Genomic DNA, 14,084 nt, shown 5'->3' with positions numbered 1-14,084 from the left:
CGGGTGCAGTCATGGCCCACCCCCCACGTCCCTGAACTCCCCGGTCGCGGCCCGGGCCTGAGCCTCTCCGACACCGCGACCGGCACCCGGGTGGACCCTGCCGCCGACGGCGTCGGCAGGCTGTACGTCTGCGGCATCACCCCGTACGACTCGACCCACCTGGGCCACGCGTTCACGTACGTCGCCTTCGACCTGATCGGCCGCGTGTGGCGCGATGCCGGCGTGGAGGTGCGCTACGCGCAGAACGTCACCGACGTGGACGACCCGCTGCTCGAGCGGGCCACCGAGACCGGCGTCGACTGGCGGGACCTGGCCGCGGACCAGGTGGAACTGTTCCGCGGTGACATGCTGGCCCTGCGGGTGATCCCGCCGGACGACTACGTCGGCGTGGTCGAGTCCATCGACCTGGTCGTCGACGCCGTCGAACGGCTCGTCGCGGCCGGCGCCGCCTACCGGGTGGATTCCGACGTGTACGCCGACCTGAACGGCGACACCGCCTTCGGTGGCGTCTCCAACCTGGACCGGGCGCAGATGGACGAGCTGTTCGCCGAGCGCGGCGGTGACCCCGAGCGCCCCGGCAAGCGGCACCCGCTCGACCCGCTGCTCTGGCGTGGCCGCCGCGACGGCGAACCCCACTGGGACGGCCGCAGCCTCGGCGAGGGGCGGCCCGGCTGGCACATCGAGTGCGCGGCCATCGCCGCCACCCACCTCGGTCTTCCGGTGACCGTGCAGGGTGGCGGGACGGACCTGATCTTCCCGCACCACGAGATGAGCACGAGCCACCTGCGCCTGCTCGGTGACGGCAGCGAACCGATCCGGGCGTTCGTGCACTCGGGACTGGTCGGCTACGACGGCCACAAGATGAGCAAGTCGCGCGGCAACCTGGTGTTCGTGTCCGCGCTGACGGCCGACGGCGTGGCCCCCGGCGCGATCCGGCTCACGCTCCTCGCGCACCACTACCGCGCGGACTGGGAGTTCACCGACGCCGACCTGGTGGCCGGCGCGGCCCGGCACGCGGCCTGGCGCTCGGCGGCGACCCGTCCGGCCGAGGGCGGCGGCACGGACCCCGAGCCGGTGCTGCACGCCCTGCGCGCGGCGCTCAGCGACGACCTCGACACCGTCGCTGCGCTCGCGGTGGTCGACGCCTGGGCGCGGACCGGCTCGGCCGCGGACACCGTGGTGATCGACGCCGTCGACGCGTTGCTCGGCGTGGACCTGCGGGCTTAGCCCGCCCTGGCCTACGACCCTGCGACCGGGCCGCCGCCGGTGTCCCGACGGCGCAGGTACCGCTCGAACTCGCGCGCGATCGCCTCACCGCTGGCCTCGGGTAGCTCGGCCGTGTCCTTGGCCTCCTCGAGCTGGCGCACGTACTCGGCCACCTCCGGATCGTCCTCGGCGAGCTCGTCCACCCCGAGCTGCCAGGCCTTCGCGTCCTCGGCGAGCTCGCCGACGGGCGCCGGCTCACCGAGGAACTCCTCGAGCGCCATCAGGATCGCCAGCGTGGCCTTCGGCGAGGGTGGCTGCGCCACGTAGTGCGGCACGGCGGCCCAGACGTTCAGGGTGTGGATACCCCGCTCGTAGGCCAGGTGCGAGAGCACTCCGACGATGCCCGTCGGACCCTCGTAGTCACTGCCCTCGACCCCGAGCAGCGCCTGCACGGTCGGGTCCTCGGACGACGTCTGCACCGGGATCGGCCGGGTGTGCGGCACGTCGGCGAGCAGCGCGCCCAGGCACACGACGGTGCGCACCCCGAGCTCCTCGGCGGCGTCGAGGATCTGGTTGCAGTAGGTGCGCCACCGGGTCGACGGCTCCACACCCTGGACCAGCACGATGCGGCGCCCGGTCTGCGGACCCACGGAGACCGAGATCGTCGTGGACGGCCAGGTGAGCGTGCGCCCGCCGGACCCGTCCGGGCCGACCATGGGCCGGTTCACCTGGAAGTCGTGGAAATCGTCCGGGTCCAGGGTGCGGTGGGTGTGGGCGCCCCAGACCTCGGCGATCTGCGCAAGGGCGGACGTGGCCGAGCTGCCGGCGTCGTTCCAGCCCTCGAAGGCAGCCACCAGCATCGCCGGCGGGACCTCGTTGGTCTCCTCGGCGTGCGCCTGCTCGTCCGGTTCGCGATGACGGGGGGAACTACTCACCGTCCTACCCTACGGGAGGTGCGACGCTCGGCCGTGGCCCCCGGATCCGTCGGCCGGCGCGGGCCGCGCTGGGTAGACTTGCTGACCGTGCCCCCAGCCTCCACCACCGTGCTCTCCGCTGTCCTGTGGGACATGGACGGCACCATCGTCGACACCGAGCCGTACTGGATCGGGGCCGAGATCGACCTGGCGACCGAGCATGGCGGCACCTGGGACGAGACGCTGGCCGTCGAACTCGTCGGGAACTCGCTGGAGACCAGCGCCGAGCTGTTGCGCGAGCGCGCCGGGATCCGGGGCACGGACGCCGAGATCGTCGACGAGCTCCTCTTCCGGGTGATCCGCCGGGTCCGCGAGGAGGGCGTGCCGTGGCGTCCGGGGGCCCTCGAGCTGCTCGCCCAGCTGCGGGCGGCCGATATCCCCTGCGCACTCGTGACGATGTCCTGGCGTGCGCTCGCCGACGTCATCGTTGCGGCACTCCCGGCGGACACCTTCGCCGCGGTGGTCACCGGTGACCAGGTCACCAACGGCAAGCCGCACCCCGAGCCGTACCTGCGGGCCGCCCGCGAACTGGGCGTGGACATCGCTGCCTGCGTCGCGATCGAGGACTCGATCCCCGGGCTCGCGTCCGCGGAGGCATCCGGTGCCCGCGTGCTGGCCGTGCCCGCCGTGCAGCGGATCGATCCCGCACCCGGCCGGAGCAGGGTCGACAGCCTGTCCGACGTGGATCTGGACGTGCTGCGGCGCATCGTCGCCGGAGAGGTGCATGACCACGCCGTCCAGGACTGAGAGCCGCGGCTGGCGGATCGGCCGGATCGGCGGGGCGCCGGTCATCATCACGCCAGGCTGGGCGCTCATCGCCGTCGTCCTGGTCGTCACCTTCGCGCCGTGGCTGGACTCGCTCCTCAACCTCGGCTTCGAGGCGTACCTCTGGGCCCTGGTGCTGCCGGTTCTGCTCCTGGTCTCCGTCCTGGCGCACGAGCTCAGCCACGGCCTGATGGCGCGCCGCTTCGGGGTCGGCGTCGGTGAGTACGTGATCACCCTCTGGGGTGGGCACACGTCCTTCACGGACGCGATCCGCACGCCCGGCCCGTCTGCCGCGATCTCCGTGGCCGGCCCCCTCGCGAACGTCGCGCTCGCGCTGCTCGCCGCCGGCGGTGCCTACCTGACCGACGGCGTCGCCTCGGTCGCGTTCGCCGCGGCCACCTACTCCAACGGTTTCGTCGCCGTGTTCAACCTGCTGCCCGCGCTGCCCATGGACGGCGGCAAACTGCTCGAGGCACTGATCTGGAGGGTCCGCGGGGACCGGTTGGCCGGCACCACCGCAGCCGGCCGGTGCGGGCAGGTGGTCGCGATCGCCCTTCCCGTCGTGGTCCTCGGCGGCCCGCTGCTGCAGGGCGGGCGGCCCGACCTTTTCGCCGCGATCTGGTCGCTGCTGCTCGCGGGGATGCTGTGGAACGGTGCGCACGCCTCGGTCCGGTACGCCAGCGCCCAGCGCAGCGCCCAGGGCATGGACCTGCGCAGCCTCGCCGTCGGTGCGCACGTGCTGCCCGCCGGAGCGAGCGTCGCCGACGTGGACCGGGCGGTGGCCGCGGCGCCGTCCGTCGCCGTCGTCCTGGTGGACCCGCGCGGCATCCCGGTCGGGCTCGTCGACCCCGGCGCCCTGGCGACCGTGCCCGAGCAGGGCCGCGACGCGGTGCCGGCCACCGCCGTCGCCACGGGCCTCGGTCGCCATGCCCTGATCACCCAGCACACCGGACCGGTCGCCGTCGCCCAGGTGGCCCGGGCCGCGAAGGCAGGCGCCGCCACGGTCGTGGTGGTCGGGCTCGACGGCGGGGCACCGCAGGTCCTCGGACTCGTCGCCGTGGCCGACGTCGCGCACGCGCTCGCGCCCCGCCGCGGATAGGGCGGATAGACTCGCGGCCCGTGACTGACGAACCCACCGGCGCCACCATCCGCCGCGGCCCGTTCCGCGAGGGCGACAAGGTGCAGCTGACCGACCCGAAGGGCCGGTTGCACACCATCGTGTTGCAGGCGCAGAAGGTGTTCCACACCCACCGTGGCTCGTTCGACCACGACGCCCTGCTCGGTGCGCCCGAAGGCACCGTGGTGGCCACCACGTCCGGGATCGAATACCTGGCGCTGCGCCCGCTGCTCTCGGACTATGTGCTGTCCATGCCGCGCGGCGCCGCCGTGATCTACCCCAAGGATGCGGGGCAGATCGTCACCATGGCCGACATCTACCCGGGCGCCCGGGTGGTCGAGGCCGGAGTCGGATCCGGCGCCCTGTCCCTGTCGTTGCTGCGCGCCGTGGGTGACCGGGGGACGCTGCTGTCGATCGAGCGGCGCGAGGACTTCGCGGCCATCGCCCGGGGCAATGTCGAGGAGTTCTTCGGTGGGGTCCACCCGGCTTGGGACGTGCGGGTCGGCGACCTCGCGGACGTGCTGCCGGACGCCGTAGAGCCCGGATCGGTCGACCGGGTGGTGCTGGACATGCTCGCGCCCTGGGAGAACCTGGGCGTCGTCGCGGACGCGCTCGCCCCGGGCGGCGTGCTCGTCGCCTATGTCGCGACCGCCACCCAGCTGTCCCGGTTCGCCGAGGACGCCAAGGCCGACGGCCGGTTCACCGAGCCGACGGCTTGGGAGTCGATGGTGCGCGGGTGGCACCTGGAGGGACTCGCGGTGCGCCCCGAACACCGCATGATCGGGCACACCGGCTTCCTCATCACCACCCGCAGGATGGCGCCCGGCGTGGTCGCCCCGGTGCGCCGCCGTCGCCCGGCACCGGGTGCCTACGCCGAGTCCGCCGTCTCCTTCGACGAAGGTGAGCTGGCCACCGACCTGGGTCAGCGCGCCGTCTCGGACAAGAAGATCCGGCGGGTCCGACGCGACCTCGATGCCCGCCGGGACCGGCGCGAGGGCGGACCAACCACTGGACCGTCCGACGCGAGCTGATCCCACTGACCTATTCTTGATACCGAGGCGAGGAGGGTCCGATGGCCGAGCAGAACGAGGTTCCGGGGCGGGTGTCGAGCACCCCCCGCGAGCGCGAGCTTGAGAAGAAGGCCATCGACCTGGCCGGCAAGAACGAGCGTCTCGTGACGGCGCTCACGTCCGCGCGCTCGCAGCTGGTGGAGATGCGCACCCAGCTCGAGGAGATGACGAAGCCGCCGGGCAGCTACGCGATCCACCTGCACGATCACGGGGACCGCACCGTCGACGTGATGTCCTCCGGGCGCAAGCTCCGGGTCGGGGTCGCCCCCAGCGTGGACATCGAGACGCTGCGGCCCGGGCAGGAGCTCCAGCTCAACGAGGCGATGACGGTGGTCGCCGCGGGTGGGTACGAGCCGGTCGGTGAGCTGGTCACCGTGAAGGAAGCGCTCGACGGCGGACGCGTCCTGGTCCTCGGGCGTGCCGACGAGGAGCGGGTGGTCCGGCTCGCCGGGCCCTTGCAGGACGTCACCGTCCGCGTCGGGGACACGCTCACCGTCGACGCCCGCACCGGCTTCGCGTTCGAACGGATCCCGCGTTCGGAGGTCGAGGACCTCATGCTCGAGGAGGTCCCGGACGTCGACTACGCCGACATCGGCGGCCTGGCGGCCCAGATCGAGCAGATCAAGGACGCCGTGGAGCTGCCGTTCCTGCACCCGGACCTGTTCCGCGAGCATGGGCTGAAGCCGCCGAAGGGTCTGCTGTTGTACGGCCCGCCCGGATGTGGCAAGACTCTGATCGCGAAGGCCGTCGCGACGTCGCTGGCCGAGACCGCGGCCGCCCAGAACGGTGGCGCGGCCCCCGGGGCGGCGCGCAGCTACTTCCTGAACGTCAAGGGCCCGGAACTGCTGAACAAGTTCGTCGGTGAGACCGAGCGGCACATCCGGCTGATCTTCTCCCGGGCCCGGGAGAAGGCCTCGCAGGGCATCCCGGTGGTCGTGTTCTTCGACGAGATGGAGTCGCTGTTCCGGACTCGCGGCACCGGCGTGTCCAGCGACGTCGAGACCACGATCGTGCCCCAGCTCCTCAGTGAGATCGACGGCGTGGAGCGGCTCGAGAACGTCATCGTGATCGGTGCCTCCAACCGGGAGGACATGATCGACCCGGCCATCCTGCGGCCCGGGCGTCTGGACGTGAAGATCAAGATCGAGCGCCCCGATGCCGAGGCGGCCCGGGACATCTTCACGAAGTACCTGACCCCGGACCTGCCGATCCACCCGGACGACCTGGCCGAGCACGGCGGGGACGCCTTGGCGGTCGTCGAGGCGATGATCGAGCGGACCGTGGGCCGGATGTACTCGGAGGAGCCCGAGAACCAGTTCCTCGAGGTCACCTACGCTAGCGGCGACAAGGAGATCCTGTACTTCAAGGACTTCAACTCCGGGGCCGTGGTGCAGAACATCGTCGACCGGGCGAAGAAGAGCGCCATCAAGGACCTGCTCGCCACCGGTGTGCGTGGGATCCGGGTGGAACACCTCCTGGACGCGTGCGTGGCGGAGTTCAAGGAGAGCGAGGACCTCCCGAACACGACCAACCCCGACGACTGGGCGCGGGTGTCCGGCAAGAAGGGTGAGCGGATCGTGTTCATCCGCACGATCGTTCAGAAGAAGGGCAACCCCGAGGCGGGGCGCACCATCGAGAACCTCAACCCGACGGGGCAGTACCTGTAGGTGCGCCGTCCCACCCGTGGGGCGCGCGGCGGCTCCAGCCGGCGCAACTAGGGTGGGCCCGTGACTGTGCGACGCATCATGGGTATCGAGACCGAGTACGGCATCCTCGGGATCGGCAATCCCGGCGCGAACCCGATGCTGATGTCAGCGCAGGTTGTCACGGCCTACGCCAACGAGGGCGTGCACGGCGGATCGCGGGCGCGCTGGGACTACCAGGACGAGGACCCGCTGCGGGACGCGCGCGGGTGGAGCCTTGACCGATCCTCTGCGCACCCCAGCCAGCTCACCGACAACCCGAGCCGGCCCGCGCCGGACGGCGACGGTCCCGGCAACGGCGGCGCCGGCGGCGACCGCAGCACCGGAGGCAGCGACGAGACCACCGGGGTGCACTGGGGCGGCGTGACCCAGCGACGGCGCCCCGCCCCGCAGCCGGAACCCGCGACGGTCGCCAACGTGATCCTGCCGAACGGCGCCAGGTACTACGTCGACCATGCGCACCCGGAGTACTCCAGCCCGGAGGTCACCGGCCCGCTCGACGCGGTGCGCTGGGACCGGGCCGGTGAGGAGGTGCTGCTCCGCTCGGCGCGGCTGCTCGCCCAGATCCCGGGCATGCCCCAGGTGGCGCTGTACAAGAACAACACCGACGGCAAGGGCGCCAGCTACGGCACCCATGAGAACTACCTCGTGGACCGTGACGTGCCGTTCGACGACATCATCGACTACCTCACCCCGTTCCTGGTGACCCGGCCCGTGTTCTGCGGTGCGGGCCGCCTCGGGCGAGGTCAGCGCGGCGAGCAGCCCGGATACCAGATCTCCCAACGGGCCGACTTCATCGAGGCCGAGGTCGGGCTCGAGACGACGTTGCGCCGTCCGATCATCAACACCCGGGACGAGCCGCACGCGGACGCGACCCGGTACCGGCGCCTGCACGTGATCGTCGGGGACGCGAACATGCACGAGGTGTCCACCTACCTCAAGCTGGGCACCACCTCCGTCCTGCTCTGGCTGCTCGAGCAGGGCCAGGTGCCCCTCGAACTGAGCGCGCTCCGGCTCGCCGACCCGGTTGGTGCTGCCCACGCCGTCAGCCACGACCTCAGCCTCGGCATCCCGCTCGACCTGGCCGACGGTCGCCGGATGACGGCGCTGCAGATCCAACGCGTCTACGTCGACGTGATCACCGCCGCCGTCGGCGCCCACGCAGAGCGCACCGGCACCGCCCCGGACGGCCAGACCGCGGACGTCTTGGCGCGCTGGTCCGACCTGGTCACCCGGCTCGCGGACGCACCAGCCTCCTGCGCCCGGGAGGTCGAGTGGCTCGCGAAGCTCCGGGTCCTGGACGGGATGCGGACCCGTGACGACCTGCCCTGGGACCACCCACGGCTGGCGGCGCTGGACCTGCAGTGGTCCGACCTGCGGCCCGAACGCGGCATCTACGCGAAGATGGCGGCCGCCCGGGCGGTGGAGCGGCTCGTCGACCCGGCCGACGTCGAGCGCGCGATCACCCACCCGCCCGAGGACACCCGGGCGTACTTCCGCGGTGAGGCGATCCGCCGGTTCCCGGACGCGATCAGCGCCGCGAACTGGGATGCGATCGTGTTCGACGTGCCGGGACTGGCACACCTGCAACGGGTCCCGACGGCCGACCCCCTGCGAGGCACCCGGCGGCATGTCGGCGAACTGCTCGACGCCCACACCGATGCCGGCTCGTTGTTGCGCGCCCTGACCGCCGTGCCGCCTCCGGCGGGGGGGTCTGGGACGTAGGATCGAACCACCCGCGTCAGCGCCACGAGGAGGACATCTTGGCAGCACGGCAGTACGACCAGCGCAACACCCCCGACGCCCGGCCGGACGACGAGCCCGCGGGCCCGCCGCCAACCGGAGCGAGCGCGAGCGCCCGCGATGCGGAGGTGGACTCGCTGCTGGACGAGATCGACGACGTGCTCGAGACGAACGCGGAGACCTTCGTGCGGGGCTTCGTCCAGAAGGGCGGCCAATGACGGCCGAGTTCGGCGACCGGCTCCCAGCCGCGTTCTCCCGGCCCGGTAGCTCGTCGTTCGTCGACTTCCTCGCCGACCACGCCCCGAACCTGCTGCCGGGCCGTGAGCCGGCCCCGATCGGGTCGGTCGAGGCCCCGCACGCGACCACGATCGTGGCGCTCACCTACGACGGTGGGATCGTGATGGCGGGGGACCGGCGCGCCACGATGGGCTCGACGATCGCGCACCGGAGGATGGAGAAGGTCTTCTCGGCCGACGACTACTCCGCGGTGGGCATCGCGGGAACCGCCGGGGTCGCCGTCGAACTGGTCCGGCTGTTCCAGCTCGAGCTCGAGCACTTCGAGAAGATCGAGGGCACGCTGCTGTCCTTGGAGGGCAAGGCGAACCGGCTCGCCACGATGGTCCGGGCCGGCCTGCCGATGGCGCTGCAGGGGCTCGCCGCCGTCCCGCTGTTCGGAGGCTACGACGAGCGGCGCTCCGAGGGCCGGATCTTCTCCTACGACGTGGCCGGCGGTCGCTACGAGGAAGCGGACTTCCACGCGATCGGCTCCGGCTCCGTGCACGCCCGCGGCTCCATGAAGAAGCTCTGGGCACAGGGGCTCGGGCGCGACGAAGCCGTGCGGATCGCGGTGCACGCGCTCATCGACGCCGCCGACGAGGACTCGGCCACAGGCGGGCCGGACGTGGCGCGAGGCATCTACCCGATCGTCGCCGTGGTGGACGCGGGCGGCTACCGACGGGTGGGCGACTCCGACCTCGCCGCCGTCGTCCGCGCGATCACATCGGGGCAGGAGGAGTCATGACCCAGCCGTTCTACGTCTCGCCCGAACAACTCATGAAGGACCGGGCGGACTTCGCGCGCAAGGGCATCGCCCGGGGCCGCTCGGTGATCGTCGTCGGTTACCGTGGCGGCATCGCGTTCGTCACCGAGAACACGTCCCGCGCGCTGCACAAGATCAGCGAGATCTACGACCGGATCGGCTTCGCGGCCGTGGGCAAGTACAACGAGTTCGAGAACCTGCGGGTGGCCGGCGTCCGGTACGCCGACCTGCGCGGGTACTCCTACGACCGCGTCGACGTCAGCGCCCGTGGCCTCGCGAACGCCTACGCACAGACCATGGGCGCGGTGTTCACCACCGAGTCCAAGCCGCTCGAGGTCGAGCTCGCCGTCGCCGAGGTGGCCACCTCGCAGGCCGGCGACCAGATCTACCGGCTCGGCTACGACGGCTCGGTCGCGGAGGAGCCCGGCTTCGTGGTGATGGGCGGCGCCGCGGAACGTCTCGGCGCCCTGGTCCGCGAGAAGTGGACCGAGGACCTCTCGCTGGCCGAGGTGCTCGGCCTGGCCGTGCGGGTGCTCGGCGCCGGCGAGGAGGAGGACGGCTCGGCCGACCGGGTCCTCGCCCCGGCCAGCCTGGAGGCCGCCGTGCTCGACCGGGACCGGCCGCGGCGCGCGTTCCAGCGACTGAGCGTCCCGGCCCTCACCGACCTGCTGCCCGCCGCGGAGCAGGGATGAGGATCCGCCGCATTTTCGGCCTGGAGACCGAGTTCGGCGTCACCTGCGCCGCTCCGGAGGGCCGCGGCCTGTCCGCGGAGGAGGTCGCCCGGTACCTGTTCCGCAAGGTCGTGGCCTGGGGCCGCTCCTCGAACGTGTTCCTCGGTAACGGCTCCCGGCTGTACCTGGACGTGGGCTCCCACCCGGAGTACGCCACCGCGGAGTGCGACGACCTGCGCCAGCTCGTCTACCACGACAAGGCCGGCGAGCGGATCCTCGAGGGCCTGGTCGGCGACGCGCAGGAGCGCCTGGACGCCGAGGGCATCCCGGGCCGGATCCACCTGTTCAAGAACAACCTGGACTCCGCTGGGAACTCCTACGGCTGCCACGAGAACTACCTGATCCGCAGGCGCGGCGACTTCGCCAGGACCGCCGAGGTGCTCGTCCCGTTTCTGATCACCCGCCAGATCCTCACCGGCGCCGGGCACATCCTGACCACGCCCCGCGGGCCGACGTACTGCTTCTCGCAGCGGGCCGATCACCTGTGGGAGGCGACCAGCTCGGCCACCACCCGGTCCCGGCCGATCATCAACACCCGCGACGAGCCGCACGCCGACGCGGACCTGTACCGCCGCCTGCACGTCATCTCGGGGGACTCCTCGATGTCGGAGACGACCACCATGCTCAAGGTGGGCATGACCGACATCGTGCTGCGGATGATCGAGGCCGGCCACATCTTCGGCGACCTGAACCTGGAGAACCCGGTGCGGGCCATCCGGGAGATCTCCCACGACATCACCGGGACCAAGCAGGTGACGCTGGCCCGCGGCACGAAGGTGACCGCGGTCGAGCTGCAAGCCTCGTACCTGCAACGGGCCCGTGACTTCGTCGCCGACGCACCCGAGGGGGGCCCGCACGACGAGTGGGTCCTCGAACTGTGGGGGCGCGGGCTGGACGCGCTCCGCAGCGGGGATCTCAGCCTCGTGGACCGGGACCTGGACTGGGCCATCAAGAAGCGACTCGTCGACCGTTACGTCGACGCCCACGACGTGCCGCTGTCCGACCCGCGGGTGCAGCGCCTTGACCTCGCCTACCACGACATCTCCCGCACCGACGGCCTGTTCGCTCGGCTCGCCGCACGCGGCATGGTCAGCCGGGTCGTCACCGACGACGAGATCGACGCGGCCACCACCGAGCCGCCGCAGACCACCCGGGCCAAGCTCCGCGGTGACTTCGTGACGGCGGCGACCGCGCGCCGCCGGGACTACACGGTCGACTGGGTGCACCTGAAGCTCAACGACAACGCCGGCCGGACGGTGCTCTGCAAGGACCCGTTCCGCAACGTCGACGACCGGGTGGACCGGCTGATCGCGAGCCTCGATCCACCGGCGCAGACCCAGGGGACTCCCAGCCTCGCCCCGTAGACTCGACGATCATGCCTGCTCCTCGACGACCCCACGGCCCTGGCCCGGTGGGGATGATGGTCCTGCGTCTGCTGGCCGTGATGGCCCTGTTGACCGTGGCCGCCTGCGCCCCCGACGAACCCGAGCCGACCGGGATCGACCTGGTCAGCGTGGGTGGCAACTTCGGTGCGCACCCGCAGGTGACCTTCGACGCCCCGCTCGAGGTCACCGAGACCGACACCGAGGAACTGGTCACCGGCGAGGGCACCGTGCTCGTCGACGGCGCCGCCGTGATGGTCTCCTTCCTCGCCGTGGACGCGGTCACCGGTGAGGTGATCGAGGACACGTTCAGCGCCCAGCCCGAGGTGATCCTGCTCACCGAGGCGGAGGCCGGGCCGCTGTACGAGGACCTCCTCGGTCGTACCGAGGGATCCCGGCTGCTGCGCGTGGAGGTGGGCACCACCACCAAGCCGAACCCGCTGGTGCTGGTCTACGACATTCTGCACACGCGCGCGTGGGGTGAGGAGGCGCCCGCGGTCGCCGGCATGCCGGTGGTCACCCGCAGTGAGACCGGCGAGCCCACCGTGGCCGTCCCGGACACCGCACCGCCCGCGGACCTGAGCGTGGTGCAGCTCATCCGGGGCGACGGCGCCCAGGTGAGATCCGGGCTGGCCGTCACCGTGCGCTACACCACGGTCGCGTGGAGCACCGGCGCGGTCGTCGAGTCGACCTGGGGGGAGGGGCAGGCGCCCACCACGGTGGCGTTCACCGGGCTCATCCAGGGCTGGCAGGAGGGCCTGGTCGACGAGACCGTCGGCTCCCAGGTGATGCTGGTGGTGCCGCCCGAGCAGGCGTTCGGTGACGATACGCTCGTCTATGTGATCGACGTGTTGGCTGTGTCCGCCCTGACCGGCACCGACGGGGCGGGCGAGTGAGTCTCGCGCTGCGGGTGATCCCCTGCCTGGACGTGAACGCGGGCCGCGTCGTCAAGGGCGTGAACTTCGAGAACCTGCGCGACGCCGGGGACCCGGTCGAGCTGGCCCACCGCTACGACGCCGAGGGCGCCGACGAGGTGACGTTCCTCGACGTGAGCGCCTCCACCGAGGGGCGGGCCACCACGCTGGAGATCGTCGCCCGCACCGCCGAGGAGGTCTTCGTGCCGCTCACGGTGGGCGGCGGGGTGCGCAGCACCGACGACGTGGACGCCCTGCTGCGCGCCGGCGCGGACAAGGTCGGCGTCAACACGGCCGCCATCGCCCGCCCGGAACTCATCGCCGAGGTGGCGCACCGGTTCGGTTCCCAGGTACTGGTGCTGTCCGTGGACGCCCGCCGCACGCCCGACGGCGTCAGCACGCCCTCCGGCTACGAGGTCACCACGCACGGGGGTCGCCGCGGCACCGGCATCGACGCGCTCGACTGGGTCAGCCGGGCTCAGGACGCCGGTGTCGGGGAGATCCTCCTGAACTCCATCGACGCCGACGGCACCACGGCCGGGTTCGACCTCGAGATGCTCACCGACGTGCGCGCACGGGTCCAGGTGCCGCTGATCGCCAGCGGTGGCGCCGGCACCGCCGAGCACTTCGTCGAGGCGGCCCGCACCGGCGCGGACGCACTGCTCGCGGCGAGCGTGTTCCACTACCGCACCCTCACGATCTCCGAGGTCAAGGACCACCTGCGCGCAGCCGGCTTCGAGGTGCGCTGAGCGTAGGGCTGAGCGTCAGTGCGCCGCCCAGGCCTCGAAGGCGGCGACGGCGTCCGGCGTCCCGGTGACCTGTACCTGCGCGGCGCCCCGGCGCCCCATCGCGAACAGCGTCTGCTCGACCGGACCACCGGTGAGTGCCACCGACACCGCGCCGGCGCGGGCACGCCGTCGCCGGTTCCCAGGCACCACCTGCACCACACCGACGGGCGCGGACCGGAACGCGAACGTGGAGAACTGACCGAGGCGCCGCCAGATGTCGTCGAGCATGGACGCCGGCAGCTCCCGCGGGGGCAGCGGCTCGGCGCCGCCGCGACGGACGTCCTCATGGTGGACCACGTACTCGAGCAGGTTCATCGCCTCGTCGGCCCGACCGCGCACCAGCCGCATCGGGTTCGCCCCGTCCGGGCCGGCCGCGAACGTCTCGACCGCATCGGTGTAGGCGGCGCGCTCGCGCAGGCCGTCCGCGACGTCGTCGATGAGCCGGTCCGCGGCATCGGGCGCCCACGGCCGCGGGGTCAGCCGCCACGGTTCCTGGCCGCGCAGGAGCAGGTGCGCGGCCAGATGCCGGGTCTGCCAGCCCTCGCACAGCGTGGGGGCGGTCGGCCCCGCCTTCCTCAGGGACTCGACCAGGGCGGACTTCTCGCGCGGGGACCACATGGGCTCCACGTTCTCACACCATTCCGTTCCCACC

At 72.0% G+C, this 14,084-nt stretch carries 14 protein-coding genes; 12 read left to right on the top strand and 2 right to left on the bottom strand.

From position 1 onward, the window contains the following. Nucleotides 1-3: 3 nt before the first annotated feature. Nucleotides 4-1,227 (top strand): cysteine--1-D-myo-inosityl 2-amino-2-deoxy-alpha-D-glucopyranoside ligase, encoded by a 1,224-nt coding sequence (gene mshC / locus HALOF300_RS22715; RefSeq protein WP_156743176.1) that lies wholly within the window; start codon nucleotides 4-6, stop codon nucleotides 1,225-1,227. A gap of 11 nt (nucleotides 1,228-1,238) precedes the next feature. Here mshC and HALOF300_RS22710 read toward each other — a convergent pair whose 3' ends face one another. Next, the gene (locus tag HALOF300_RS22710; protein WP_156743191.1) at nucleotides 1,239-2,066 is read right to left on the bottom strand and encodes a PAC2 family protein; all 828 of its coding nucleotides are present in this window, start codon (nucleotides 2,064-2,066) and stop codon (nucleotides 1,239-1,241) included. A gap of 162 nt (nucleotides 2,067-2,228) precedes the next feature. Between HALOF300_RS22710 and HALOF300_RS22705 the strand changes: the two genes are divergently transcribed. The 11 genes from HALOF300_RS22705 to hisF are packed head-to-tail and all read left to right on the top strand — an operon-like array spanning nucleotide 2,229 to nucleotide 13,393. Continuing rightward, nucleotides 2,229-2,927: an HAD family hydrolase gene (locus HALOF300_RS22705; RefSeq protein WP_231955701.1), complete on the top strand. Its 699-nt coding sequence runs from the start codon at nucleotides 2,229-2,231 to the stop codon at nucleotides 2,925-2,927. Continuing rightward, nucleotides 2,905-4,044 carry a site-2 protease family protein gene (locus tag HALOF300_RS22700; RefSeq protein ID WP_156743174.1) on the top strand — a complete coding sequence of 380 codons (1,140 nt, stop codon included), beginning with the start codon at nucleotides 2,905-2,907 and terminating at the stop codon, nucleotides 4,042-4,044. Before HALOF300_RS22705 ends, HALOF300_RS22700 begins: the two co-directional genes overlap by 23 nt. A 20-nt stretch (nucleotides 4,045-4,064) precedes the next feature. Continuing rightward, nucleotides 4,065-5,093: a tRNA (adenine-N1)-methyltransferase gene (locus tag HALOF300_RS22695; RefSeq protein ID WP_156743173.1), complete on the top strand. Its 1,029-nt coding sequence runs from the start codon at nucleotides 4,065-4,067 to the stop codon at nucleotides 5,091-5,093. A 41-nt stretch (nucleotides 5,094-5,134) separates the two neighbouring features. Beyond that, the gene (gene arc / locus HALOF300_RS22690; protein WP_156743172.1) at nucleotides 5,135-6,799 is read left to right on the top strand and encodes a proteasome ATPase; all 1,665 of its coding nucleotides are present in this window, start codon (nucleotides 5,135-5,137) and stop codon (nucleotides 6,797-6,799) included. Between the two features lie 60 nt (nucleotides 6,800-6,859). Beyond that, nucleotides 6,860-8,560 (top strand): depupylase/deamidase Dop, encoded by a 1,701-nt coding sequence (dop, locus tag HALOF300_RS22685; RefSeq protein ID WP_156743171.1) that lies wholly within the window; start codon nucleotides 6,860-6,862, stop codon nucleotides 8,558-8,560. A 38-nt stretch (nucleotides 8,561-8,598) separates the two neighbouring features. Beyond that, nucleotides 8,599-8,796, top strand: coding sequence for a ubiquitin-like protein Pup (locus tag HALOF300_RS22680; RefSeq protein WP_154793834.1), 198 nt, complete (start codon nucleotides 8,599-8,601; stop codon nucleotides 8,794-8,796). Continuing rightward, the gene (prcB, locus tag HALOF300_RS22675) at nucleotides 8,793-9,599 is read left to right on the top strand and encodes a proteasome subunit beta (protein WP_156743170.1); all 807 of its coding nucleotides are present in this window, start codon (nucleotides 8,793-8,795) and stop codon (nucleotides 9,597-9,599) included. Before HALOF300_RS22680 ends, prcB begins: the two co-directional genes overlap by 4 nt. Further along, nucleotides 9,596-10,309: a proteasome subunit alpha gene (gene prcA / locus HALOF300_RS22670; protein ID WP_156743169.1), complete on the top strand. Its 714-nt coding sequence runs from the start codon at nucleotides 9,596-9,598 to the stop codon at nucleotides 10,307-10,309. The genes prcB and prcA overlap by 4 nt, the downstream gene beginning before the upstream one ends. After that, nucleotides 10,306-11,712 carry a Pup--protein ligase gene (gene pafA / locus HALOF300_RS22665; RefSeq protein ID WP_156743168.1) on the top strand — a complete coding sequence of 469 codons (1,407 nt, stop codon included), beginning with the start codon at nucleotides 10,306-10,308 and terminating at the stop codon, nucleotides 11,710-11,712. Before prcA ends, pafA begins: the two co-directional genes overlap by 4 nt. 11 nt (nucleotides 11,713-11,723) lie before the next feature. Beyond that, the gene (locus HALOF300_RS22660; RefSeq protein WP_156743167.1) at nucleotides 11,724-12,626 is read left to right on the top strand and encodes an FKBP-type peptidyl-prolyl cis-trans isomerase; all 903 of its coding nucleotides are present in this window, start codon (nucleotides 11,724-11,726) and stop codon (nucleotides 12,624-12,626) included. Then, a complete protein-coding gene (hisF, locus tag HALOF300_RS22655; protein ID WP_156743166.1) occupies nucleotides 12,623-13,393 on the top strand; it encodes an imidazole glycerol phosphate synthase subunit HisF in 771 nt (256 codons plus the stop codon). Before HALOF300_RS22660 ends, hisF begins: the two co-directional genes overlap by 4 nt. 15 nt (nucleotides 13,394-13,408) lie before the next feature. Here the strand turns inward: hisF and HALOF300_RS22650 are convergent. Then, nucleotides 13,409-14,084: TIGR03085 family metal-binding protein (locus HALOF300_RS22650; protein WP_231955700.1), on the bottom strand; the 676-nt coding region annotated here is incomplete at its 5' end.

It is taken from the genome of Occultella aeris (assembly GCF_902703175.1).
GTDB lineage: Bacteria > Actinomycetota > Actinomycetes > Actinomycetales > Beutenbergiaceae > Occultella > Occultella aeris.
This window is presented reverse-complemented; position numbering and strand designations above follow the sequence as displayed.

Coding starts and splice junctions, on each gene's coding strand:
- HALOF300_RS22710 (WP_156743191.1), bottom strand. CDS start 2,066: ATGCTGGTGGCTGCCTTCGAGGGCTGGAACGACGCCGGCAGCTCGGCC.
- HALOF300_RS22700 (WP_156743174.1), top strand. CDS start 2,905: ATGACCACGCCGTCCAGGACTGAGAGCCGCGGCTGGCGGATCGGCCGG.
- arc (WP_156743172.1), top strand. CDS start 5,135: ATGGCCGAGCAGAACGAGGTTCCGGGGCGGGTGTCGAGCACCCCCCGC.
- prcB (WP_156743170.1), top strand. CDS start 8,793: ATGACGGCCGAGTTCGGCGACCGGCTCCCAGCCGCGTTCTCCCGGCCC.
- prcA (WP_156743169.1), top strand. CDS start 9,596: ATGACCCAGCCGTTCTACGTCTCGCCCGAACAACTCATGAAGGACCGG.
- pafA (WP_156743168.1), top strand. CDS start 10,306: ATGAGGATCCGCCGCATTTTCGGCCTGGAGACCGAGTTCGGCGTCACC.
- HALOF300_RS22660 (WP_156743167.1), top strand. CDS start 11,724: ATGCCTGCTCCTCGACGACCCCACGGCCCTGGCCCGGTGGGGATGATG.